The 23,702-nt window shown below is 64.4% G+C and carries 22 protein-coding genes, 1 tRNA gene and 1 pseudogene; 14 read left to right on the plus strand and 10 right to left on the minus strand.

The features are described 5' to 3' along the window. Positions 1-23: 23 nt before the first annotated feature. The 3 genes from OIU93_RS19295 to OIU93_RS19305 are packed head-to-tail and all read left to right on the plus strand — an operon-like array spanning position 24 to position 2,571. Positions 24-716, plus strand: coding sequence for a DUF2306 domain-containing protein (locus OIU93_RS19295; protein WP_264271681.1), 693 nt, complete (start codon positions 24-26; stop codon positions 714-716). A 20-nt stretch (positions 717-736) separates the two neighbouring features. Next, positions 737-1,891: a sensor histidine kinase gene (locus tag OIU93_RS19300; protein WP_264271682.1), complete on the plus strand. Its 1,155-nt coding sequence runs from the start codon at positions 737-739 to the stop codon at positions 1,889-1,891. Beyond that, on the plus strand, positions 1,888-2,571 hold the full coding sequence (locus OIU93_RS19305) for a response regulator transcription factor (RefSeq protein ID WP_264271683.1): 684 nt from the start codon (positions 1,888-1,890) through the stop codon (positions 2,569-2,571). Before OIU93_RS19300 ends, OIU93_RS19305 begins: the two co-directional genes overlap by 4 nt. A gap of 584 nt (positions 2,572-3,155) precedes the next feature. Here OIU93_RS19305 and OIU93_RS19310 read toward each other — a convergent pair. Next, positions 3,156-3,968 carry a TetR/AcrR family transcriptional regulator C-terminal domain-containing protein gene (locus OIU93_RS19310; protein ID WP_264271684.1) on the minus strand — a complete coding sequence of 271 codons (813 nt, stop codon included), beginning with the start codon at positions 3,966-3,968 and terminating at the stop codon, positions 3,156-3,158. A gap of 264 nt (positions 3,969-4,232) precedes the next feature. Here OIU93_RS19310 and OIU93_RS19315 point away from each other — a divergent pair, with 264 nt between their 5' ends. After that, complete coding sequence (locus OIU93_RS19315; protein WP_264271685.1) at positions 4,233-4,715, plus strand: N-acetyltransferase; 483 nt, start codon at positions 4,233-4,235, stop codon at positions 4,713-4,715. A 94-nt stretch (positions 4,716-4,809) separates the two neighbouring features. Then, complete coding sequence (locus OIU93_RS19320) at positions 4,810-5,019, plus strand: hypothetical protein (protein ID WP_264271686.1); 210 nt, start codon at positions 4,810-4,812, stop codon at positions 5,017-5,019. Positions 5,020-5,534: 515 nt separating this feature from the next. On the opposite strand, the gene OIU93_RS19325 is transcribed toward OIU93_RS19320, so the two are convergent. The 4 genes from OIU93_RS19325 to csrA form a co-directional block, all read right to left on the minus strand. Then, positions 5,535-7,670 (minus strand): hypothetical protein, encoded by a 2,136-nt coding sequence (locus OIU93_RS19325; protein ID WP_264271687.1) that lies wholly within the window; start codon positions 7,668-7,670, stop codon positions 5,535-5,537. A gap of 305 nt (positions 7,671-7,975) precedes the next feature. Next, positions 7,976-8,158, minus strand: coding sequence for a transcriptional regulator (locus tag OIU93_RS19330; RefSeq protein WP_264271688.1), 183 nt, complete (start codon positions 8,156-8,158; stop codon positions 7,976-7,978). A 346-nt stretch (positions 8,159-8,504) separates the two neighbouring features. Further along, positions 8,505-9,053 carry a hypothetical protein gene (locus OIU93_RS19335; protein ID WP_264271689.1) on the minus strand — a complete coding sequence of 183 codons (549 nt, stop codon included), beginning with the start codon at positions 9,051-9,053 and terminating at the stop codon, positions 8,505-8,507. 131 nt (positions 9,054-9,184) lie between these two features. Next, positions 9,185-9,451: a carbon storage regulator CsrA gene (gene csrA, locus OIU93_RS19340; RefSeq protein ID WP_264271690.1), complete on the minus strand. Its 267-nt coding sequence runs from the start codon at positions 9,449-9,451 to the stop codon at positions 9,185-9,187. A 255-nt stretch (positions 9,452-9,706) separates the two neighbouring features. Between csrA and OIU93_RS19345 the strand changes: the two genes are divergently transcribed. The 4 genes from OIU93_RS19345 (at position 9,707) to OIU93_RS19360 (ending at position 12,268) form a co-directional block, all read left to right on the plus strand. Then, on the plus strand, positions 9,707-10,246 hold the full coding sequence (locus tag OIU93_RS19345; protein WP_264271691.1) for a hypothetical protein: 540 nt from the start codon (positions 9,707-9,709) through the stop codon (positions 10,244-10,246). Positions 10,247-10,381: 135 nt separating this feature from the next. After that, complete coding sequence (locus OIU93_RS19350; RefSeq protein WP_264271692.1) at positions 10,382-11,257, plus strand: glycosyltransferase family 2 protein; 876 nt, start codon at positions 10,382-10,384, stop codon at positions 11,255-11,257. Between the two features lie 315 nt (positions 11,258-11,572). After that, positions 11,573-11,770 carry a hypothetical protein gene (locus OIU93_RS19355; protein ID WP_264271693.1) on the plus strand — a complete coding sequence of 66 codons (198 nt, stop codon included), beginning with the start codon at positions 11,573-11,575 and terminating at the stop codon, positions 11,768-11,770. A gap of 195 nt (positions 11,771-11,965) precedes the next feature. Further along, positions 11,966-12,268 (plus strand): DUF4193 domain-containing protein, encoded by a 303-nt coding sequence (locus OIU93_RS19360; protein WP_264271694.1) that lies wholly within the window; start codon positions 11,966-11,968, stop codon positions 12,266-12,268. 452 nt (positions 12,269-12,720) lie between these two features. Here the strand turns inward: OIU93_RS19360 and OIU93_RS19365 are convergent, their stop codons facing one another. After that, complete coding sequence (locus OIU93_RS19365; RefSeq protein ID WP_264271695.1) at positions 12,721-14,037, minus strand: MFS transporter; 1,317 nt, start codon at positions 14,035-14,037, stop codon at positions 12,721-12,723. Between the two features lie 57 nt (positions 14,038-14,094). Next, on the minus strand, positions 14,095-15,336 hold the full coding sequence (locus OIU93_RS19370; protein ID WP_264271696.1) for a M20 family metallopeptidase: 1,242 nt from the start codon (positions 15,334-15,336) through the stop codon (positions 14,095-14,097). A 126-nt stretch (positions 15,337-15,462) separates the two neighbouring features. Between OIU93_RS19370 and OIU93_RS19375 the strand changes: the two genes are divergently transcribed. Next, positions 15,463-16,467, plus strand: coding sequence for an Lrp/AsnC family transcriptional regulator (locus tag OIU93_RS19375; protein ID WP_264271697.1), 1,005 nt, complete (start codon positions 15,463-15,465; stop codon positions 16,465-16,467). A 90-nt stretch (positions 16,468-16,557) separates the two neighbouring features. Here the strand turns inward: OIU93_RS19375 and OIU93_RS19380 are convergent. Both OIU93_RS19380 and OIU93_RS19385 read right to left on the minus strand, forming a co-directional pair. Continuing rightward, positions 16,558-16,860 (minus strand): annotated as a pseudogene (locus OIU93_RS19380) (hypothetical protein); the annotation flags it as partial. A 226-nt stretch (positions 16,861-17,086) separates the two neighbouring features. Further along, positions 17,087-18,118, minus strand: a complete 1,032-nt coding sequence (locus OIU93_RS19385; protein ID WP_264271698.1) for an AsnC family transcriptional regulator — start codon at positions 18,116-18,118, stop codon at positions 17,087-17,089. 105 nt (positions 18,119-18,223) lie between these two features. Between OIU93_RS19385 and OIU93_RS19390 the strand changes: the two genes are divergently transcribed. After that, complete coding sequence (locus OIU93_RS19390) at positions 18,224-19,477, plus strand: amidohydrolase family protein (protein WP_264271699.1); 1,254 nt, start codon at positions 18,224-18,226, stop codon at positions 19,475-19,477. Beyond that, positions 19,474-21,045, plus strand: a complete 1,572-nt coding sequence (locus OIU93_RS19395; RefSeq protein ID WP_264271700.1) for an AbgT family transporter — start codon at positions 19,474-19,476, stop codon at positions 21,043-21,045. The genes OIU93_RS19390 and OIU93_RS19395 overlap by 4 nt, the downstream gene beginning before the upstream one ends. A gap of 314 nt (positions 21,046-21,359) precedes the next feature. On the opposite strand, the gene OIU93_RS19400 is transcribed toward OIU93_RS19395, so the two are convergent. Beyond that, complete coding sequence (locus OIU93_RS19400) at positions 21,360-22,283, minus strand: M20/M25/M40 family metallo-hydrolase (RefSeq protein ID WP_264271701.1); 924 nt, start codon at positions 22,281-22,283, stop codon at positions 21,360-21,362. Positions 22,284-22,886: 603 nt separating this feature from the next. On the opposite strand from OIU93_RS19400, the gene OIU93_RS19405 reads away from it, so the two are divergent. Both OIU93_RS19405 and OIU93_RS19410 read left to right on the plus strand, forming a co-directional pair. After that, positions 22,887-22,959 (plus strand) — tRNA-Gln (locus OIU93_RS19405). A 220-nt stretch (positions 22,960-23,179) separates the two neighbouring features. Further along, on the plus strand, positions 23,180-23,617 hold the full coding sequence (locus OIU93_RS19410) for a hypothetical protein (RefSeq protein ID WP_264271702.1): 438 nt from the start codon (positions 23,180-23,182) through the stop codon (positions 23,615-23,617). Positions 23,618-23,702: the final 85 nt, after the last annotated feature.

Genomic DNA, 23,702 nt, shown 5'->3' on the forward strand with positions numbered 1-23,702 from the left:
GATTCACGGGCGAGTATCGAGTCATGACAACTGAAACCACCAACAGCCGCGCTCAAGCCGGTTGGCCGCCCCGACGCCGCAGAGCCCCGTGGCTGGCACCCGCCGGGCTGATACTCCTCAGCCTCATACCGGTGATCGCCGGCATGTTTCGGGTCACCGAGCTGACCAGCGGCGGCGTCATCACCCCAGACAACGCCCGATTCTTCGCCTCGCCGATTCCGGTGATCACCCACATCGCCAGCGCCACGGTATATTGCCTGCTCGGTGCGTTCCAGTTCGTGCCGTCGCTTCGCCGCCGGCGCGGCTGGCATCGCATCGCCGGCGGCATCCTAATTCCCGCCGGCCTGCTCGCTGCCCTGTCCGGTTTGTGGATGGCAGCTTTCTACGCATCGCCGGATGGCGGCAGCGCGCTGCTTATGGTCTTCCGGTTGTCCTTTGGCGCGGCCATGGCGGCTTGCATATTCCTTGGAATCATCGCGCTCAAGCGCCGGGACTTCAGCGCTCACGGCGCCTGGATGACCCGCGCCTATGCGCTTGGCATTGCGGCGGGAACCCAGGCCGTGGTGTTTGCGTTCTGGATCCTCGGCGTTGGGCCGGTCAACAGCCTGACCGATGCGCTACTCATGGGCGCAGCGTGGGTTCTCAACGCCACAGTCGCCGAGTTCGTGATTCGCCGGCGCGCTCAGTTGGCCCGCGCATTCCCAGGCCCCCGCTGATGCGCCAGTATCATGAAGGAGTGACCGGTCTCTTGCGCTCCGCGTGGAATGCGCCAGGCGCAGTTCCCCCTCCCCCGCGCCGGGTATGGCGGGACTGGGCGCTGGTATCGGTGGTCGTGCTTGTCGCACTGCTGGAGGCCACTCTCCGCACCGACCTCTCCCAACCGCTGCTAGCGGCGATCATCGTGATCGGCTCGGCCCCCACGCTGTTGTGGCGGCGGACCCTGCCACTGCCCATGCTCGCGATCGCGCACGGCGCCGTGGCAGTAGCGACCCTGCTGATGGGCAACTCGATTCTCTACACGAGCGTGTACGTCATCGTGCCGGCGTACGCACTGTTCCGATGGGGCAAAGGCCGAGACCTCATGCTCGGGTCCGGCATCCTTCTCGCCAACCTCGTGGTCTCCGGCCTGGGCGGTGCGCCTTTCGCCGACATCGTCGGAGAGGTCGGGTTGACCGTCATCGTAGTCACCCTCGGAGTTGCCCTCCGCTACCGGGCACGGGCAAGGATGCGGGAGATCGACCGCGCCAAGTTGCTGGAACGGGAAATGCTCGCCCGGGATTTGCACGACACGGTCGCCCACCACGTCTCCGCGATCGCCATCCGCGCCCAGGCCGGGCTGGCGACTGCCGCCCTGAAGCCGGAAGCGGCAACGGATGCGCTCCGCGTGATCGAGGCGGAAGCGTCCAAGACCCTTGTGGAGATGCGCTCGATGGTGCGCGTGCTGCGTCAAGGCGACGCGCCTGAACTGGAGCCTGAACTGGCTCCTGGCCGGACCATCGCCGACGTTAAGCAGCTCGCCACCACTGAGCCATTTGCTGGCCCCGGGGTGGTCGGCCCGCGCGTCGATGTTCGCCTAACCGGTGACACCGGGAGCATCCCGCCGACCGTGGCCGCCGCCATCTTCCGGCTGGCGCAGGAGTCGGTGACGAACGCGCGCCGCCATGCCCGGGGCGTCTCCATCATCGACGTGGTCCTCGAGGTGGATGAGGGTGGAGTGCGGCTGACGGTGACCAACGACGGTGAGGCGGCGCCGGCCGCGACGCCGGGCTACGGCATCACCGGAATGATGGAACGCACCTCACTGCTCGGCGGCACCTGCCACTCCGGCCGAGCGCCCGGCGGCGGTTGGGTTGTGACCGCAGAGCTCCCTCGTGTTGGATGGACCACATGACGATTCGTGTGCTCATCGCCGACGACCAGGAGTTGGTGCGCACCGGCCTTGGCATGATCCTCGATGCGCAGCCCGACATTGACGTCGTGGGCCAGGCATCCGATGGCATCGAGGCGGTGGCGCTCGCTCGCCGCCTTCAACCGGATGTCTGCCTGTTCGACATTCGGATGCCCCGTCAGGACGGCATCGAGGCCACCCGTGCCATCGCCGGACCGGGCGTGGAGAATCCCCTGGCGGTTGTCATCATCACAACATTCGACCTCGACGAGTACGTCTATGCGGCACTGCGGGCCGGGGCAAAGGGCTTCCTGCTGAAGGATGCCGGTGCGGATTTGCTCGGGCAGGCGGTGCGTGCCGCCGCCAGCGGTGATGCGCTGATCGCCCCCAATGTGACGGTGCGATTGCTCGAGGCGTTCGCGGATGCGGCGCCGGCGGCTGCCCCCGCCCAACCGGTCGAGCCGCTCACCGAACGGGAGGAGCAGGTGCTGGCGGCCGTTGCCCGCGGGCTGGGCAACAACGAGATCGCGAGCGAGCTGTACATCACCCTGAGCACCGTGAAAACCCACGTCGCCAGCCTGATGGCGAAGCTCGGTGCCCGCAACCGAGTCGAGATCGCGATTTGGGCGTACCAGACCAAGCGGAGCCCGCGCCGGCCAGGAGCCACACCGACAGGGCGTTAGCGGTCCACGGGAAACGCATCCTCGGGGAAGTCTTTGCCCTCCGACTACGCGAATTGCGCGAATCTTCCGACTTGACTCGGATCCAGCTGGCAGGCCGGCTGGACGCGAGTCACGCAGAACAGGGTGTCGCGAATAGAGCACGGGGATATTGGGCGGGCGCAGGTTGATACCTTGCGCAAGCGCTACCAGGCAATGTCCCCTGCGGCCCGCCAGCGGCTTCCGGCTGGTGGCCGCCCGATCAACCGGTAGTGTTCCGGACTCTTGCACCACTTCGGGGAACCGGAGCTGCGTCCGCGCTTGAAGTTCGCCCACGCATACCTGGTAGACGCGGAACTCGTCCAGGGCCGGCACGGCCCGCAGAGGGTCGAGGTCCTGGGTCAACAGGAAGGCCCTGGCCTTCACTCCCCCTTGTTCCCGGAACGCCAGCAGCTTCCAAGGAGTCACGGTTGGCCCTGCGCCGATTCACCGATGCGCGGATGCTAGGGCAGGTTGCCTGCCAAGGCGAAGGCTTGCGGACCCACGCATGGGGAACCGTCAGGGGCTTCGGAGCTCCCCCAGTGGAGGAAGGCCTCCGGCGGGCCGTCCTAGTTCGGGAGCGGTGCCGGGCGGAGTCGTTCCTCGAGTCCGGCCAAGAGGATGGTGATGCCTTGATCGAGTTCCTCGGCACCGTCGTAGTCGGCCAGGACGGAGGCAAGGTTGCGCAGCTGGGGGAACTCCTTGGGCGGAAGCCGGTGCAGGCCCAGCCGCAGGATGGCCTCGTTTTCCTCCGGGTCGACGATATGTTCCTGGAGTTCGTTCAGGATGTGGCCATAGATATATCCGTAATAGGCCCGGTAGATGTGCAGGGCACTTTCAGGCGTGAACCCGGCATGGATGAGCAGCGCCAGAATCTGCTCCAGCGGGCGCAGCGTTCCCAGTGGGCGCAGGCCCAGCGGGGTGGACAGGGGCCGGGTGACCAACAGCGGGACCACATGGGGGTGGGCCAGGGCCAAGTGCCGGAACCCGTGGGCGACCTTGCGCAACTGGGACTGCCAGTCGGCGTCGACGGGTTCGATAACCAGTTCCTGGAGCACCATTTCCGAAATGCCGTCCAGCAACGCGGCGCGGTTGGGTGCGTACCGGTAGAGGGCCATCGCATCGCGATCAAGGATCTTTCCCAGCCGGCGCATGGTCAGGGCTTCCAGGCCCTCGTCGTCCACCAGGCGCAGGGCCGCAGCCAGCACTATCTCACGCGTCAGCCGCTCTCGCCGCTTGGGGGCCGGCGCCTCGGAATGCACCTGGTTCGGACCCTGCTCTTGCTCCGGGACTGCGTCGTCTCGGGTCGGATTCTCGGGCATGCGGTGATCGGACTCCATGGGTAGTGTGCGGCCCTGCCAGAGGTTCTGCAGGGTTGCCATACCAACAGTCTACATGTAGCGTCTACAACAAAGGTCTACAGTAGATATCTACAGCGTAGAGATTGCAGGCAACACAGATTTTTCACCAGATACAACGGTTCAGCAGCGAGCCACGGTATTTCCCTTTGAGGAGCACGCCATGAATCGCCCATACCGGAAACCACCTTCCACGCAACTGTCCCGACAACGAGCCACTGCGCTCGAACCCCAGTGCCACCCGGCCCATGCACCCTCGGCCCCCCACGGGAGGCCGACACCATGCGCGTGATCGAGAACAACCGGGAACAATGCCGCTACGAACTCTACGAGTCCGGCGACTTGGCGGGATTCGTGCAATACGGCATGCGCGAGAACGAAATGTGGGTGCACTACACCCAGCTCAAGCGCCGTTACCGGTCCGAAGAGCTCATCGAGGAACTCCTCTTGCATGTCCTTAACGACGTACGGCGCAGCCGCCTGGCCATCATGCCGTTCTGCCTCGCCCTGCGAACCCTGATGGACGAGAAAACCGAATACGCCCCGCTGGTCCCCGAGCTGTGGAGGCAGCGCTTCCTGGGACGAAGTGATCTGCAACGGCGGCCCATGGGCTACGTGCGCTTCACCGGATCCCCCAAGCGCCGCAGCACCGCCAAGGAATGCGACACGCTGCCGGTGCCGCAGTCCATCTCACGAGGCCATTCTTGGACACCTCCATCGCCCTCCGACCCTCGGGTCAATGGGGCACCGGCCAATATTCCAGCCACCTGAGCGGGGGGGCAGGCAGGCCAGCCTGCCTCCCGGGGCAAACCTGCCGCCCCGCCACCCCCGGAGGCAAACCGTCCAACCAACGACAGGAAAATACGTGCACGAACTGAATCTGATCCGGGCTGCGGCCGAAGACGTGGCCGCCGCCCGAGTGGTGCTGAGCGAACGCAGCCAAGCCCTGAAAGCCATCGTCCGCACCGCCCTGGACCACGGAGCTGTCCCGGCCGACGTGGCCCGGGCCAGCGAAGCCGCACTCCCGATGCCCCCAATGCCCGCCAATACGAGCCCGCCCGTGCTGACGGCCTGATCTGTAAGAAGAACAGGCCCCTGCAGGAGACCTCCTGGGTTCTCCCGTAGGGGCCGGCCTGCTCCATCCGCACACCGAAGACAAGGGCCCGCTCGTTCACGAGTGGGCCCTTGTACCGTTCGAACCCATCCCACCAGGATGCCGCGGCGCTTAGAGCCTGAGCCCTGGCAGGCTTCCAACCTCAATGTGAAGCAACGACATGCCCCATCGGGCGCCCGTAAGCCGACCCGCCACCGCAACAACTGGCCGCGGAAGTCAATCCACTGGAGTGAATGGTCGGCTTGTGTGGTCCCCTCATGATTTCTCGTCCCGAATTGTGGGTGCGGTAGTGCGGTCTCGAGTGCAGCACCATCGGTTGCTGCCGATGAAGAAAACCCCGGCAGTCGCTCCATGGGCGGCACTCCAAGACGCGCAACCCGGTGTCTCTGGCCGCCCAGGACCGACGACTGCAAGGCCCGGCCACCATCTTGGTGGCCGGGCCTTTGCGTTGCGCGTGCCCTGTCCGGGGCGGCCGTCTACTTGACCGGGCGCACGTTGGAATAATTGACCACGCTGCGGTAGCCGGGTTTGGAGCCGGTGACGCGGACGGAGACGATCTTGCGCCGGTCGGCCGGACGCAGCACGTAGGTCCGGGAGGTGGCGCCGGTAATCCGGATGCTGTCCTCGCGCAGCCACTGGTAGCGCACCGTGGTGCCCGGGGTCCAGTTGCCGGGGTCGGCGGTCATCTTGCGGCCCACCAGTGCCGTGCCGGTGATGCGGGGCGGGGTGTTGGCCAGCACCCCGTAGCCGGGCCGCTTGACCGCCGAGTACCGTACGGCCGGGGTGTACCCGGCCTTGGTGCCGGTGGCGCGCAGGCGGATCTGTTGGCCGCGATCGGCCGCGACGGGGACGTAGCTGGTGCGCGTGGCCCCGGTGATGTTCCGCCCGTTGCGCTGCCACTGGTATTTCATGGCGGTCCCGGAAGTCCAGGTGGCGGGCAGGTAGCCGGTGAGTTTGCCGCCGACGCGGTTGGTGCCCTCCACGCGCGGTGCGTTAGCGCCAAGCAGCCCGGTCACCGGCCGCTTGGCCCCCGAGGTCCGCGCGGCGGTGGTGTAGCCGGCCTTGGTGCCGGTGACGCGGATCTGGAGCACCTGGTTCTTGTCGGCCGTCGTCGAGCGGTACGTCTTGGCGGTGGCACCTGTGATGGCCTTGCCGTTGCGCAGCCACTGGTATCGCAGGGTGGTCCCGGAGGTCCAAGCCCCCACGCTGGCGTCTTGAAGGTAGCCGATGCCTGCCTCGCCGCTGTAGGTCGGTGTCGGGGCCTTCAGCGTGCCGGGGGCGATGGCCACTGCCGGGGAGGTGGCCACCGCGGGGGTGTGGCCGGGGGCGTTGGAGCGGACCTGGACGGAGAGCTTGTGGCCCATGTCTGCTGCGGTGGCTGTGTAGTCCTGCCTCGAGTGGTTGGGGATCTGGATTCCGTCGCGGAACCAGGTGTAGGTGTGGAAGGCCAGCGTGGTCGCGGGGTGCTGGGCGGGGTCGATCATCTGGTGGCTGGCGTTGAGCGTGCGCCCGACGGCCGGGGTCCCCTTGACTGCGACAGGCCCGATCCCCAGCGGTGCCAGGGCGATGGGCGCGCTCTCGGCCGTGCGGATCCGCACGGTGCCGTCGGGCCAGGTGGCCGTGATCTGCAGGCCGATGGCCTCGCCGGCGTCCTCGGTCTTCACGGGCCGGGTGGTCCCGCCCGGGGCGAAGTCCCAGCCGGTGCGCCAGCTGTAGACGGCCTTCATGCCGGTGGTGATCCAGGGGGCCTGTGCGGTGAGCGTGCCGTTGACCACTGCGGTTCCGCCGACGCTGGTGGTCCCCACCGGGTGGGCGGGGTCATCGACCTGGATCGCCGCGCCGGTGTCGAGCTCGGCGGCGTTGCCGCGGTAGTCCCATAGGTACAGTGTGCCGAGCCGGTAGTGGCCATAGGGGGTGTGGGCGTCTGTGCGGAAGGTGTCCACGATGGTGAACACCCCGCCCTCGTTGTCCGGGACCCCGTAGCGCTCCGGCCTGACGTAGGTGGTCTGGCCCGTGGGCAGGTGGTCTTCCAGGGCGTAGCCCGCAGACAGCCGGGCGGAGGACTCGCGGATCCGCAGGGTGACCTTCACGTCCTGGCCGGGCACGGCAACGCGCGGTTCCACGGTCACCGATTCCAGGACCGGTGCCTCCCCGTCGAAGTCGGCGTTCTCGATGTTGTAGGACAGCGGATCCAGGATGGCGCGGTCGGTGACCTCGGTGGTGTTCCCGATCCCGTCCATCAGCACCAGCCTGGCGATGGACACGGTCGAGGGCGGCACGTCGGTGCCCCAGCCGCAGCCGCGCAGCACCCACACGTCGGGGTCTTCCCAATTGGAGCCGTGGAGCTCGGGCTCGCAGGTCATCCGGTGCCAGCCGCCCGGGGTCTCGCTGTACCCGCGGACGGAAGCGATGCCGCTGGGGTCCTCGGCCCGCACGGCCAAGTGGACGTTGTCACCAAATTGCGCGCTGGTCGTTGCCCCTGTGTGCCCGACCGAGATGAGCCGGGGCCCTTCGGTGTCCGTGGCGTCCGCTGCCTGGGCCGCCGGGGCCAGTCCCAAGCACAGGGCGGCAAGTGCCGAGATGACAGCGGTCTTCAAGGCATTTCCAAGCATGTTTCCCCCAGTGCTGGTGGGCGACACCAGCACCCGTTGGAAGGATCCTACATGAGTCAGAACATCGCCAGCAAAGGCTACCCGCCGCCGAGGGCCGCGGCGAGGGCCTCGTGCATCTTGGTCCAGGTCAGTGCCAGTCCGGTGAAGGCCAGGACCAGACCGGGGACCAGGAAGGACACCGTCAGCCGGAGGGCCCTGCGATCTTCCGGAGTGCATGCACGTGCGCATCGAAGCCGGACCGCCCAGCCCCGGTGAGGGACAGCCAAGGTGATCCGGCGCGCGTCGCTGCGGCCCGCGGACGGGGTCTAACCGGAGTAGACGTAACCGGCCGAGCCGAGGATTTTCACGTGCTTGGAAAGCGTGGCATCAGTGACCTCCAGTGCATCCCGGAGCACGGCAAAATTGAGACGGTCGGCCTGGCGCAAGAGCCCTTGGATGCGCAATCGCACGGGGGCATGGATGGGGTCATCGAACCTGGTCTCACTCACTGGCCGTCAACTCCACTGCCGACCGATAGGCGATGCCGGCCAACCAGTTCGTTGCCGTAAACGCGGCCACGCTCGTTAATGCGCCAGGCCACCGCAAACCGAACGAGACGAAACCCAGGGAGACGCCGAAGAGTACAGGGCGTAGGGCGATGTTCCCGGCCACGGCCCAACCGGCACGCACGCCCATCGCGCGAAAGCGGACCCCGGTCTCGCGCCAGGTGCACCACCACAAGTGCCCCCACCAGAGCCAGCCAGCGACCAGCCACCAGGGGAAGGGTTGTAGTTCCCGCCGGGGCTGGCGGCAGCAGCGGTTGAGACCCAAAACGCCCCTACGGAGCAGTCCCTTTTAATCCGAGTGGAATCCCGCTTGGAACGCGCTGCGGATTGAATGGATGTAGCGGATGGATTCGTTCTCGTCCGTTCCCAGATGTTGTTCGATCCAGGAATAATACCGAACGGCTTCATGCAGGAGACCAGGAATAAAGTCCTTCGGATCAACCATGGCAGTTTGGCTGTTGACGCTGAAGAGCGCCGTCCGCCCCTTCGCCCGCAATCGGAGAGGAACAGGCTGGTCCGGAAAAAGCCTTTCGGCTGATCCTTTCTGAATGAATTCTTCGACCAATTCAAGCAGGGCATGCCAAATGCCGGAGACCTCGTCCCAAAGATCCGCGGAGATCAGGTCGTGCCCGTAATAGGTCAGTGAGAGAAAGCCGTCGCTGCCGTACGGGTTCTTCTTGAGACGCTCCCGCCATAAGTCGGCCGCTCGCTCTGGCTCGTTGAACATGCTGACCAGATACCTGTCGGGATTCTCAACGAAGTCATCCAAATCGGTCACGGTGTGCGGAAGCAGTATGAACGCTTCGCTCTTCACGGCGGCTTCGGTTGGTTCTGTCATCTCTCCTGGTACCTACCTCGGTTGGAACCGTGGCATTCGCACCTCATCGGTGACCCCATCTGAAATGCAGGTATCCCTGAATCAAACACGGGCAAGTGCCGATTACCCCGGTCCATGATCCGTTCCGACGCTTAGGCGCTCGGCACATCCGGTGCGGCGGGCTTGGGCGAAGCGGGGAAAAGGGCTTTCAGCCGGGCCTCGGCGTCCTCGGTGGCGGCTGCGGCGGCCTGCTGGTTGGCCTCGGTCACGGCGGCGATCATCTCGGCCCGCTGGATCTTGATGCCGCGGGGCGCGTCGAAGCCGATCTTGATCGAATCGCCTTTGACATCCAGGACAGTCACCACGATGTCCTCGCCAATCAGGACCTGTTCTCCGACCTTCCGCGTAAGTACCAGCACCTTGCCATCATAACCCGGTGCCCAACACCGGTTTTGACTGTCCCGACACCCTGCGGGCCAGTCCTTGCCTCGGGTCCTCGCTTTTGAGCCGCACCCCAACGCGCCTGGTCTCCGTCAGGAATCGACCAAATGGGGAGGCGCTGCCATCGTTCCGAACCCAGACCGCTCGACGCCTTGCAAATCCCTTTACATGCCGGTGCGGGTGAAGCAACGTGGAATGCATCCAAACCGCTACTACGAAAGGCAGAATACCCCATGTCCGGAAACCTGCTTGCCCGCTCAATCCATGACCTGTCCGCAGCCGCTTGGTTCGGCGGTTCCCTCATGGGTGCTGTGGGTCTGAACGGTGCCACTTCCCAAGCGAAGGACTCCACGGAAAGGACCCGGCTCTCCAGCTTGGGCTGGAAGAAATGGGCCCCCGTCCAAACCGCGGCATTTGCAGCCCACCTGGCCTCGCTGGGCCCGATCCTCTGGGAGAACAAGGGTCGGTATGCAGCCCAGGACGGCGTCATGTCGGCAACCTGGATCAAGACCGGTGTGACGGTGGCCGGCGCAGCCGTCACGTTCTATGCTGCCGTCCTGGGCAAGAAGGTCGACGAGTTGTCGGATGAAGGGGCACGCGGTGCAACCGAGCCCGGTCCCGAAACATCTCCCGAATTGGCAAAGGCACAAAAGCAGCTTCGCCAGCTGCAGTGGGCGATTCCCGGCTTCGCCGCCGCGGTGATCGTGCTGGGCGCCAAGCACGGCGAGATGCAGCGGCCGAAAAACGTCAAGCTCGGACTTCTGAAGGACTGAGCGGGATTCCGCGCCCCGGCACGGTGATCCAAAGTATCAACTCCAGACAAAATGCGTGACCGTGAACGTCCTTGGGGTGCCACACCCCAAGGACGTTCACGTCGCATCCCGAGCAACCACATAGGTGACAACAGAATGATGGGAACCGAAAGTGCATCTGGGACATTTCCCGAGGCAACGTACATCCTGCCGCTGAAATGGCACTCCGACTCCGGCTTGGATGACCTTGCCGAATACCTTGGCCACGTCGTCAAGTGGGTCCGGGTGATTGTGGTGGACGGATCCGAACCCGACCTTTTTGAAAACCACGCAGCACGCTTTCCTTCGGCAGTGGTGCACCTGCGGCCGGTTCCCATGCCGGGGGCCAACGGCAAGGTCGCCGGTGTGCTCACGGGAGTGCATGCCGCGCGCGACGAACTCCTGGTCATTGCCGACGACGACGTGCGCTACGAACGGATCCAGCTGGAGCAGGTCTTGAACCTGCTCCAGCGCGCGGACATCGTGCGACCGCAGAACTACCTGGTGCCACTGCCGTGGCACGCACGGCTGGACACCGCCCGTTCGCTGGTCAACCGGGCCTTTGGAGCCGACTATCCGGGAACCTTTGCCTTGCGCCGTTCGGTGCTGATGGCAGCAGGGGGATATGACGCCCACGTCCTCTTCGAGAACCTTGAACTGCTGCGCACCATCGATGCCGCCGGCGGCCGGGAAATCCGTGCCAACGATGTCTTTGTCCGCCGCCCACCTTCAAACATTTTGCGGGACAGCGTGTTCGCCAGGCCTATGACGACTTTGCCCAGCCCCTGCGCCTGGCCGTGGAGCTTTGCTATGCCCCGCTCATACTGGCCGGCATCTACCGTGCCGTGCGGGGCCGACCCGGCCTGGCTTTCGCCTGGCCATTGGCGGCCTGGGCGATCGCCGAGATCGGACGGCGACGTGACGGCGGGGCCCAGGTGTTTGGAGGCGGTGCCGCCTTATGGGCTCCGGTCTGGGTTCTTGAACGGGCAGTGAGCATCTGGGTCGCCGTGGGACACAGGGTTGCCGGAGGCATGCCCTACGCAGGCACGAAACTCAAGGTGTCGGCGCATTCGGCCTCCACATTGCGCCGGAGGCTCCGCAACAGATCCGTCACCCTGGAACCGGACAGATTTCCGAACGTTCGCGGCAACGACCAAAATCCTTCCGCCCCTCGATCAGCATCGTTAGAGTCGACCTACGGCGTAGGCGATCCGGTAGCATGAACGCCGGCAACAATGGACTTCCCGAATCGAGGGAAGGCCCCGCATGCGCCGAACGTTGCAGGTTTCACACGAAGGAGAACCCCTGATGGCTGAAACAGAGAACACCAACCCCGATTCGAACCCGGACGATGTAACGCAGCCTGAAATTCCCGAAGCAGGTCGGGAAGACCAAGCGGAGCCGGCGAAGGACAAGGAGCACTCGGAGACCTTCCCCGAGGAACCGGACCCGGAGGAAGCCCAGGCCGATCTGGACCAGGCGCAAGCGGGCGAACCGACAGACTAACCAGGACCAGTCCGGGAAAATTCTCCTGGAAGGCTCCCGGTTTTATCCTTCGGGCACGCGGCCAACACCATGGATTGTTGAATGCTTTTGCTTCACAAAAGTGTCAGTATTCACGTCGCACGGAATTCGGTTTGCCCCTGCTACCCACGGCATCTACAATTTCGGAAACGTGTTGAACAATCGGGAGGAATAACCATGGCACAGGATTACGACGAAGCACGCCCGGATGTAGCAGAAGCTTCCGAACGCACCCTGAAGGCCGTTCAGGAAATGGATGCGCCCACGGCGAAAAGTGTCCATTCCGAATTGGAGGAAACGGACCTTTCCGACGGAACCGAGCTTCCGGGCGCGATCGTGCTCGATGAGCTCGTGGTGGAAGTTGTCCCCCAGGCTGCGGATGAGTTCGTCTGCGGAGAATGCTTCGTTGTCAGGCACCGCAGCCAGGCCGCCAAGGAAGTCGATGGCGTCAAGATCTGCCGCGACTGCGCGGAACTCTAAAAGTCCCGAGCGTCACTCCTCGGAAACATTTGCCTGAAAACCCGGATGGCCGTCTGTATTGCAGACGGACATCCGGGTTTCCGTGCTTAAAGCCATCAAAGTAGCAGTCCCGGTTCCTTGGAAGTGGAACACCCTGACCCGGAATCCAAATCAGGGTCAGGGTCTTCCACGTCCTACCTGGCAGGAGGGCTGCTCTCATGCCTAAAACTACACGGTCAGCCAGCAGGCACATGCTGCCTACAACGACCAGCAGCAGTTACATAACGCACAGCATCGTCTTCTTGCGAGAATCGCGACAGGTGATAAAGCCACCTGATCAAGTAAGTGAGACCGCTCAAGGATGAGGTGCTACCGACTGACCTGACGAATCAGGGGACATGAAATTCACGGTTCCCCGGCGTCCCCTTGAGCGGTCAAGGGGAGGCAAGTTCTTCAGTCGGGTTGGAGATCGGTCAGCGCAGGTCTTTGCCCTTGGTCTCGGGAATGGTGAAGATCACGGCGATACTGATCAGCAGCAGCACCAAGGCGTAGAGGCCGAAGGCGATGGGACCGAAGCTGCCGGTGAGCCATGAGTTCAGGTACGGGGCGGTGCCGCCGAAGATCGCCACGGCGATGGAGTACGGCACGCCTACGCCGACGGTGCGGATGTTGGTGGGGAACATCTCGGAGTAGACCGCGGGAAGGATCGCCGCTGAGGCTGCGATAAACACCAGCATCACGGACATGGACACGAACAGTTGCCACGGGGAATCCCGCAGCAGCCAGGTCATGGGGAAGTGCATCAGGGCCGCTCCGCCCATGCTGATCCACAGCACGGGTTTGCGCCCGATCTTGTCCGAGACCTTCCCCCACAGCAGGAGCGCTGCTAGGAAGACGATGTTGGCCGCGGCTCCGGCCCACAGGGCTGCCCCGCGGTCCATGCCCAGGCTGGTCGAGGCGTAGGTGGGAGCCAGCACACCCCAGGTGTAATAGACAACGGTTCCGCCGATGGTCATGCCGATTACCTGCATCGCCTGCTTGCGGTGGCGGACAATCTGCGGCCACATCGGCTCGCGCTTTTCGGCCGCCGACTCGTGCTCAAAGACGTCCGTCTCCTTCATTCGCGACCGCATGACCAGGGCGTACAGCCCCAGCGCCGCGCCGATCAGGAAGGGGACGCGCCAGCCCCAGGCGAGCATGTCCTCTTTGCTGAGCACCATGACCAGGACCACACCCAACATCGTTCCGACCAGGTTGCCCAGGGTTCCCGAGACGTAGATCAGGGTGGACCAGAAACCGCGGTGCTCGCGTGGCGCCATTTCCGAGAGGTACGTCTGGGACGAGGGCAGCTCGCCGCCGTGGGCCAGGCCCTGGATCAGCCGGGCGACCAGCAGCATCACCGAGGCGAATGCGCCGACTGCGGCGTAGGTCGGGGTAATGCCGACCAGCAGGGAGCCCAGTGAGGACATGCCGACCGCAAGCGTCATGGAGTACTTCCGTCCCACCCGGTCGCCCAGCCAGCCGAAGACGAAGCCGCCTAGCGGCCGGGCGAGGAAGCCGACGGCGAAGATCGCCAACGTGGACAATACGGCGGAAGCGGGGTCTTGGTTGTTGAAGAGTTGGCTGGCGAAGAACGGGGCGAAGGTCGCGTAGATCATCCAGTCGTACCATTCGACGGCATTGCCGATGCCGGTGCCGATGACGGTCCGGCGCCTGCTGACCGGGCGAGCCGGTGGCGAGGGCTGGGCCGGGGTGCCGCCGTCGAAGGCGGTCTGCGTGGGTATGTCCATGGAAGGGCTCCTGAGATGAAAGGACTGAAGAAAGAGGGAAGGAAGAAGACGCTTGGGTCAGCGGGCGCCGGCAAGTTGGGCGATACGGTTCAGCGCCAGTTCGGTATAGAGGGCGGTTCCGTCTGCGAGTACGTTGTCGTCGAAGGTGGCCAACGGCGAATGGTTGAACGCGGCGGTCCGGTGATCGGTCTCCGGGTCCGCGGCGGAGAGGCAGACGAAGCTGCCGGGCACCTCAGCGAGGATCCGTGAGAAGTCCTCGGATCCACTCATCGGCTGGGCGAGCCGGGCGTAGCGCGACCCGTCGAAGAGTTCGCTGATGACCCGTTCGGTGATCTCCGTCTCCGCGCCGTCGGTGACGGTCATTGGATATTCGGGCCGGTAGTCCACCACGACTTCCAACCCGTGGGCGGCGGCGATGCCTTCGAGCAGCCGGGGCGCCGCCGTCATCATCTTCTCGCGGCTCGAATCGGAGAAGGTTCGTATGGTGGCCTCGAAACGGGCCGAATCCGGGATCACATTGCGTTTGGTCCCTGCCTGCAGCAGGCCCACGCTGAGCACCACCGGATCGAACATGTTGAACTGGCGGGTGATCATCACCTGCAACGCGGTGACCATCTCGGAGACGGCCGTCACCGGGTCCTTGGCTGCTTGCGGCGCGGAGCCGTGCCCGCCGGCCCCATGCACCGTGACTACGAGCCCATCCGAAGCCGACATCAGGATGCCCGGCTTGGTGAAGAGCATTCCGTTCGGTTCCATCGCGGACATCACATGCAGCCCGTAAGCGGCGTCCGGGCGGCGTCCGGCGGCATCCAACACGCCCTCGCGCAGCATCACTCCGGCACCGTCGAACCCCTCCTCGCCCGGCTGAAACATCAGGACGACGTCGCCGGCGAGTTGGTGCCGGCGCTCGGCCAGAAGCGTGGCGGCTCCGGCAAGCATCGCGGTGTGGAGGTCGTGGCCGCAGGCGTGCATCGCGCCCTCGATGCGGGAGGTGTAGTCCACACCGGTGGCTTCCTGAACCGGTAGCCCGTCCATGTCGCCGCGCAGCAGCACCACCGGCCGTCCCGCGCCGCCCGCTTCGGGGCGGTCTCCGGAATCCGGGGCGGTGCCGCGGAGCACGGCGGTGATCGAAGTGGTCTCACGACCAAGTGTGATCTCGTACGGCAGCCCCTCCAGCGCCTCGAGGACCTTTTCCTGCGTGCGGGGCAGCTCCAGCCCGATCTCAGGTTCCTGGTGCAGCCGGTGGCGCAAACGGACGATGTCGTCCTTGAGCTCGTGGGCGTCGGCAATAACTGACATGGGTGGTAACTCCTCGTGTTTAGCGGCTCTGATAATTGTCGCGTGAGGTGACTCATAATCGACTAGAATGCAGAAATAAATCTCTTTTCCGCCTATAGGGCGAAAAATCGATCAGAAAAGACGCTAATGGACCTATCTGAAGACGACCGCGCCCTGATCAATGTGTTGCAGTTGGCCCCGCGGATCAGCTGGCAGGATGCCGGCTACGTCCTGGGCAGGCACCCAACCACGCTGGCGGCGCATTGGGAACGGCTCCGGACCGCGGGCTTGGCGTGGGTGACCGCGCATCTGCTCGGCGATCCTGCCCACATGACCCTGAGCTTCGTCGAGATCGACTGCGAGCTGCGCCGCCGGGACGAAGTGGAGGCGGCCCTGTGCGCCATTCCGGAGGTGCTCTCCGTGGAGGAATCGGCGAGCAACCGTGATCTCGTCCTCACCGTCACCACGCCCAGCTGGGCGGACCTGACCGGCCGTGTCCTCCCCCAGATCGCCCGTATCCCCGGCATCGTCAAGTACCGGAGCGCCATGTGCACGGCCATGCACGCCACCGCGGACCGCTGGAACCTGGAGGCGCTCAGTGCGCCGCAGCGCGCCCGTCTGCGCACCCTCGTCTCTCCCAGCGCTAGCAGCTACGCCGGGCCCCCGCCGTCTTCGTACTGGCCGATCGTCCAGGTCCTCAGCCGCAACGGAAGGGCGACGGCGATGGAAATTGCGGAGGCCACCGGGCTGCACCCGGTCACCGCCCGCCGGCAACTGAACCGCGTGCTGGGCGGCGGCACGCTCCTGTTCCGCTGCGACGTCGCCCAGAACTACTCCGGCTACCCGGTCAGCTGCCAGTGGTTCGCCAGCCTCCCGCCGGAGGAGCGGGACAGCGCCGTCGCGGTCCTGCGCGGCTTCCGCAGCCTGCGGCTCTGCGCCTCGACCACCGGCACCAGCAATTTCACCTTCGTCATGTGGATGCGCTCGGCGGCGGAGGTCCTGGGCATCGAGGACCAATTCCTCGCCGCCGTCCCTCGCGCACGGATCATCGAAAGCTCGCTCACGGTGAAGTTCCCCAAGCGCGTCGGCGTAATGCTGAATCCCGATACGACGGCGACCGGCGAGGTAGTAGTGCCGGCACTGCCCCGTTGACTCGGCCGCACCATGCCCGTCACCGGCCCTCCCACTCACCGGTTCACGTAGCGATCCCCTTCGTCCCGTCCACTTCGGCCCGAAGCAAGCTCAGTCATGACAGTGCTGCAACCAGGGACGCTTTCCAGATGCTCGTCCTAAGGGGTCGCCGGTTTTCCAGTTGTGCCAGATGCCCGCCGAGAGGGCCAGGAGCTTTGAGGCCACGCGGGCGTAGAGCCCCTCGAGGGTTCGCGCTCCGTGGTGTTCGAGGCCGAGTTGTCCCTTGAGGGTGTCGAAGACCGACTCGATCCATTGGCGGATGCCACCGAATCGTCCGAGGCTGGGTCTTTCGTCCTTGCGGTCCGGTCGGATCAGGTGCGCTCCGAGGTCCTCGGTGACGAAGCGCTCGAACTCTGCCAGCGAAGTCCGTACTTCATGAAAACGCTTCCAAGCAAATGCCCATGCTGGGCGTACCAATTAACAGACCCCAGCCCAAAACATGGGCTGGGGTCTGTCCTGTCCTCGGCACCGACCAGGACCTATCCATCTATTCGTTTGCGGGGTCGTCGTTCGGTTCTTGTGCGACCTGATGGTTGCGGATTATTCTTGGCCCGCGGTGTGCCGTGGCAGGGCAAGTTCCTCAGAACCCCACGGGAAGCACCTCGCCAAAAAGTCCGGATTCGGTGATGCGCGCACCATTATATTTAAAGGTCCGCAAGACGATGCGCCGGTCATCGATCGTCAGCCCGGGAATCGCGCGCAGGATCTTGCGTTCGACGGCGAGTGATTCCGAGGGGTTGTTCAGCCACACCACCATGTGGATGTTGTTGGCGCCGGTCACCGCCACCATGATGCGGATTTCCGGTAGCTCGGCCGCGATGTTGCGATCGATGAGCAAGATGTCGTCGGGGGACATCGAGCCCCAGAACACGGCGCTGACATTGCGGCCAAGTGAGTGGCGCACAATGTCACAGCGCACGTTGATGTAGTTTCCCCCGATGAGCCGGTTGACCCGACGCGCCGCCGCGGGCGGGGTGATCCCGGCACGGTGGGCGATTTCCTTGAAACCCATGCGCCCGCTGATGCTCAGCGAACGCAGGATTTCCTGGTCGATCTCATCCATGGCGACCCGAACTCCACCCTCGCGGGATTCCGGTTTGCTCGCAAGCAGGTACAGCTTGCGCATCGCGGCCGGCGGCAACGCACGAAAATGCCAATTGCTGGCATCCATTAGCTGGTCTGTCACGGTTCGCACCGAATAGTGCAATACCCCGTCCAGGGAGCCAATGGTGGTGAGCAGGAAATCGGCCAGGGACTGCCCGGGGGCAGCCACCGTCACCAAAAGATGCGCGGATCCGGCAATGAACTGGATCGTCATGGTCCGGTGATCCTTGAACAATTCATCGGCCACTTGGATGACTTGGCTGTTGCGGCACGTCAGCTCGATAAAAGCCATTTCCATCTGTGCCGCCATGCCCGGTCCAGGCGCTATCGAGATGCGCGCCAGGCCCGCATTGGTGATGTGTTCCCAGCGCCTCGCCAACGTAGTGGCATGCACGCCGAGGACTACAGAAAGATCGCTCCAGCTGGCGCGCGGCGCCAGCTGGAGCGCATTGACGAGCTCAAGGTCATTTTCGGTCAGGCCGTCGATTTCCTGCAAATTCTTGGTCACTGAACTATTTTCCTGCATCTTCGAAGAAAGTCAGGTCTTTCTCTTAGCGTTTAGTTCGACTTATGACACAGCACACATGGAGGAAACTTGCCGCAGCAGCGACAAATGGTGATTGAACACGTCACCCTGATTGATGGCACGGGCGCCGCTCCGGCACAGATGCACACCGTCATCTTGCGTGGGCGCAAGATCCAGTGGGTTGGACCGGACGCCGAGGCGCCGCTCACGGACACCGAGGCGGGCCGTATTGACGGGCGCGGTCAGTTCCTGCTCCCTGGGTTCATCGACTCGCACGTCCACCTGGCAATGCCTGCCGGCCAGCTCAGCGGAACCGCCATGTTGCACCTGCCCCCGCGATATGGCTATTATGCCGCCATCCCGTTGCTGCGCGCCACCCTCGATGCCGGTGTCACCACCGTGCGCGACCTGGGCGGCATTGACATGGCAACCGAAGTTGCCATTGAACGCGGGCTCATTGAAGGCCCCGAAATCATCTTTGCCTACCGCGCGCTGGGACCCACCGGCGGCCACGGGGACTTCCGCACCTGCTGCGGCTTCAACCAGGGCGAGGCAATCTCCCCCAACGGCGACATCGGTTTCCTGACCGACGGGGTCGACGAGGCCCTGCGCAACACGCGTGAGGTCATGCGTCTGGGCGGCAAGGTCATCAAGGTCATGGCCAGCGGCGGCGTGTGGTCCCCGCGTGACACCCCTTGGCACGACGGCCTCAACATTGCCGAGATGCGCGCCATCGTCGAGGAAGCAGGGAGCCATGGCGTGCCCGTGGCAGCCCACGCCCAGTCGGCGCGCTCCATCTCCAACGCACTCGTTGCGGGGGTCCGGAGCATCGAGCACGGCTACGAAATCGACGACCAGGCCATCGAGCTGATGCTTGCAAAGGACAGCTTCCTGGTTCCCACACTGAGCACCGGAACCATCCCCCCGGATCCGGCCAGGGCCGCTTCCTACGCGGTGGAGAAGAAGCTTCGCCTGCAGGAAAAACTCCACGGCTGCGTTTCGAAGGCCATCTCGGCCGGTGTCAAGGTCGCATTGGGGACCGACGCCGGGGTCTGCGAACACGGCACCAACCTCGCCGAGCTCGGACACCTAGTCGACTTCGGAATGTCCCCGATGGATGCACTCGTGGCCGGAACCCTGAATGCGGCAAAGCTGCTGCAGCTGGAGGACCGAGTCGGCTCCATCGAGCTGGGCAAGGACGCCGACTTGGTGCTGACAAACGTCGATCCGTTGAATTCCATCCATGCGCTGGCCGACCCCAAAAATATTGATATCGTCTTTGCCAAAGGACGGATGGTCAAGGACATCCGGGCCTCAGTCCCCGCAGGAGTAGGCGCATGAGCACATTGATGCGCAAGAAACAGGCACCCGCGCCCGTCACGGAGAAAAAGAAGTTCGGTGCCGCCACCCTGGACCGCATAGAGCGGGCAGGCAACAAGCTGCCAGAGCCTTTCGCGCTCTTCCTGTACCTCTTCCTGGCCGTCGGACTCATTTCCACGGTGGTGTCCTGGTTCAACGTGAGCACCACGCTGCCCGGCGCCGAGGCACCGACGCTCATCAAGGGGCTGTTCACCGGCGAAGGCATCACCTGGCTGATGACCACCGCGGTTGAGAACTTCATCGGGTTCCCGCCCCTTGGCGTGGTGGTCACCCTGTTACTGGCAGTTGGCGTTGCCGAACGCACTGGCCTGCTGCTGGTGTTGGTGAAGTCAACCCTGGGCCGCGCCCCGGGGTGGGCGCTGCCCTACGTCATAGCTTTGGTGGCGTTGTGCGCGCACATCATGTCCGACGCCTCGATCCTGGTGATCCCGCCGATCGCCGCGCTGGTGTTCCGTGCCGCGGGCCGCAACCCGGTTGCGGGCCTGCTCGGCTCCTACGCAGTTGGCATTGCCGCATTTAGCTGCACCCCGTTCATCACTTCCACCGATGCCTTGCTGGCCGGCATTTCCAATGCCGCTGCCGCCCCGGTGTCCGGCCTGGTGCTGCCCGTGACGGCCGTTTCAAACTTGTTCCTGAACATCGTGTTGGCTGGCGTGCTCACGGTGGCCGGCGGCCTGGTCATCGACAAGGTGCTTGAGCCGCGACTGAACCGTACCGGTGTCGGTGTCAATGCCGCGGCTGCGGAAGAAGCCAGCCCGGATGTCACCGCCGCGGAAAAGTCAGCCCTGCGCTGGGCAGGGCTTGCCCTGCTGGTGGTTGTCGGCCTGTTCCTGGCGCTGGCACTTCCGGCCGGCGCCCCGTTGCGCAATGAAGCCGGCGGGTTCCTGCCCAAGTCCCCGTTGCTGAGCTCAGTCATCTTCATCGTTTTTTGCGTCTTGCTGGCTCCGGCCATTGTCTATGGCGCCCGCCTGCGTCTGGTAACCAATATCCAGTCGGTCGTGGAGATGATGGGACAGGCAGTAAAAGACGCGGTGTCTTTCATTGTGGTCGCCTTTATCCTGGCCCAATTCCTGGCCCTGTTCACCTGGTCCGGCCTTGCGTCCTGGGTGGCTGTCAACGGCGCACAAACGCTCAAGGACGTGAACTTCACCAGCTACGGGGCGATCATTGCGTTCATTGCGGCCGTCTCGATCCTCAATCTCTTGATTTCCTCGGGGTCGTCCCTGTGGACGCTGATTGCCGCGGTGTTCATCCCGATGTTTGCCCTCATTGGCTACGAGGCCGGGTTTGTCCAAGCGGCCTTCCGCGTGGGGGATTCGGCCACACAGGCACTGACCCCGTTGAACCCGTACTTGGTTGTCATCCTCGGTTTCCTGCGCAAGTACGAACCAGAGGCCGGCATCGGTTCCATCATTGCCCGCATGCTGCCGTTCACCGCGGTCTTCTGGGTCCTGTGGGTATTGGTATTAACACTATTCTTCGTCACCGGCACTGGCACCGGACCGGGCATGGACATCATGGTCGACTGACGTTCCTTGTTTTCACCGTAAACGCAAGGTAGGGCAGGTTGCCAGGGATGATTGGCAACCTGCCCTACCTTGCGTTTACGGCCGGTGCGCGGTGCCCATTCGTTCCCGGCCATCGGCATGTCCGGTATCGGTATGACAGACAGAACCAAGCGAGGGCGCGACGGTGAAGGGGCGTGGCACTCATCATCCGCTCCATAGAGGGAGTCAGCATGTCGACTACTTTTTCGCAGGGCGAAGAAGCAGCCGCCTAACTCTGCGATGTCTCATTACCTTGGAAGTGGAACACCTTCCCTCGGATGAGGCTTCGCGGCGGCTCAGCCGGCGCCCTCCTCCGTTGCCGCGCCCTTGGCCAGGTCGTTCTCGGTGCCGCCGAGCGAAACCGTCGCGCCCATGAGCGTTTCGGTCATTTGCTCCAGCACGGCCATGTCGGCGTTGTCGATGGTGTCGCAGGCCTGGTGGTAGCACTCGTCGTACTGCTCCCCGGCCTGCCCGCCGAAGGTGCGTGCCTCGGCCTCGCTCTTGGTCCCCACGTCGCCGGTAAACAGACCGCCGGATGGGATGCCGGCCTTCACGAACGCGTCGTAGTCCGAATCCTCGATGAACCCGACCGGTAGCGCCTCGACCCCCTCGGCCCTAAGGATGTCCCGGAACACCCGTTCGATGGCGCCAGACCCCTCCGGCCCGGCTTCCATGCCGTCCGAGCCGTCGCCGTCGAACACGAAGAACGCCGCATTCGGCGAGCCCACCATGTCGACGTTCAAGTACGCAACGTGCGCGGCGGTTTCCTTGCGGGAGAGTTGCTCGACGTAGTGGTCCGAGCCGTGCATTCCGTCCTCCTCGCCGCCCCAGAACGCGAACCGGATCCGCTCCCGCGGCACGGAGCCCTCCTCCGCGAGCCGCAGCGCGACCTCGAGCACCGCGGCGACCCCGCTGCCGTTGTCGTTGATCCCGGGTCCCTCCTCGACCGAGTCCAGGTGCGCGCCGAGTACCAGCACGCCGTCGGAGCTGCTGCCGGTGTCGGCCAGGATGCTGAACGCCTCCACGGGGTTGCGCCGGCCGTAGCTGAACTCCTGGCGCCGCGGCTCGTACCCCGCCGCCCGCAACTGCTCCTCGACGTACGCCGCCGAGGCCTCGTAGCCCCCGGTGGCGTCGGCCCGGTTCCCACCATTCGCGTCCGCCGCATCCTGGAACGCCTCCAGGTGCCGGGTCAGCGCACTGGGTTCCACCACTTCCTGCACGAAAGAAGGGTCTGGCGGCGCCTCCACCGTCACAGGCGGCCGTGACTCGCCCGAACATGCGGCAAGGCCGCCGACCACTGCCGCGCACAGCGCAACGCTCCACAGCCGGGCGCGGTGATGAGGATGGTTGTGGAAACGCTGCGGAACGGATTCTGAACGTCGCATGTGATCTACCCCAAGTCTGCGTCTTCGACGCTCATGGGCACAGTCTAGGGCGGGAGGGCTAGCCTCCTGCATAGCACCTGCCTGTGCCTTTGCTGTGAGCGGCTGGCCGGTGGCTGATCCTTGGGTGAGGAGTGCCCTCGGCGACGATTGTATTCCCGGGCCAGCTGGGCCTTGAGGACTCTTGCCTCTGCACTAGCGGCTATCTCTAAATTTCCATATGAAGGATGCTCGCGACCCCTTCGTCGGAGTACACCCAAAAGCCTTGGGTCCTCGGGCTTATCCTGCGATGCGCTCCCTGCATACGGCCGGCCCGGCACGAGCGCATGAGTGACAATCCGGCCGCGACCAATCTCGCTCGTCCGTGTGACTTGGCTGATCCATGTGAGTGTGAAGGACTCGCTTGCATTTCGATGTAGCAATCACCTAGTTTGGGTCCATCGACGTGTAGCTCAACAGCGAGAGTACCGTGCTCTGGACCCGGAGGGAGCAGGGGCAGCACCTGCCACGTCGGCGAAGCGGCCGCGTTCGCGAGCCGGAGAGGATCGTAGGTGCTCGGATACGTGTGGGGGCAGTTCCGGAAAGCGAAATACACCGCTGGGGCGACTTCCGACCCCGGTGAGCAAGACCGGGCGGAGGAACGTGCCGAGTCGTGGTTGCGTGTTCTGGCTGGAATAGCGGACGGGAGGCTCAGAATCGGGTCAGCCACGCCGGTCAGGGGCTTCCCGGCATGGTTGACACCCAAGACCGTCCGGGGAGGCTTCGTTACGGGGGCTGCCGCGGCCGAGGGCCCGTTGGAAGCGGATGAAATCGCGCTGGCGGAGCACCTCGAAACGAAGCTTGGACGTGCATCCCTGTTCGCATGGTTCCTGTCCGACGACGGACGCCGGAAACTGGACGCATGGTTGGAGTCGGGGATGTATCGCTTGGATCTACCCGAACACGGTGCACTACTGAGTGTTGCGTGGCTACGCCAGAATGGTCGAGAGGATGACGCTTCCGAGCTGGTGCGAGTGCTGGAACCCTGGGCCGGACGTGTGCGGCTCTGGCCCTACGAATTGAATGAGGCCGAGGTGCCGGGTGTGCATGTCGCGACCCTGCCGGTGGTCTCGGCTCGTCTGGAGCGGAAGCGGCCGCAACGGAATTTTTCAAGTCAAGCGGTACCAAAGTGAGTTAGACGGCCGTTAGGCCGCTGTTTTTTCGATGGTTTCCCTTGGTTGGTTGATCCATGCCGGCCCGGGCAGGGCCAGGATCTTG

The sequence above is a fragment of the Paeniglutamicibacter sp. ZC-3 genome (genome assembly GCF_025847175.2).
GTDB lineage: Bacteria > Actinomycetota > Actinomycetes > Actinomycetales > Micrococcaceae > Paeniglutamicibacter > Paeniglutamicibacter sulfureus.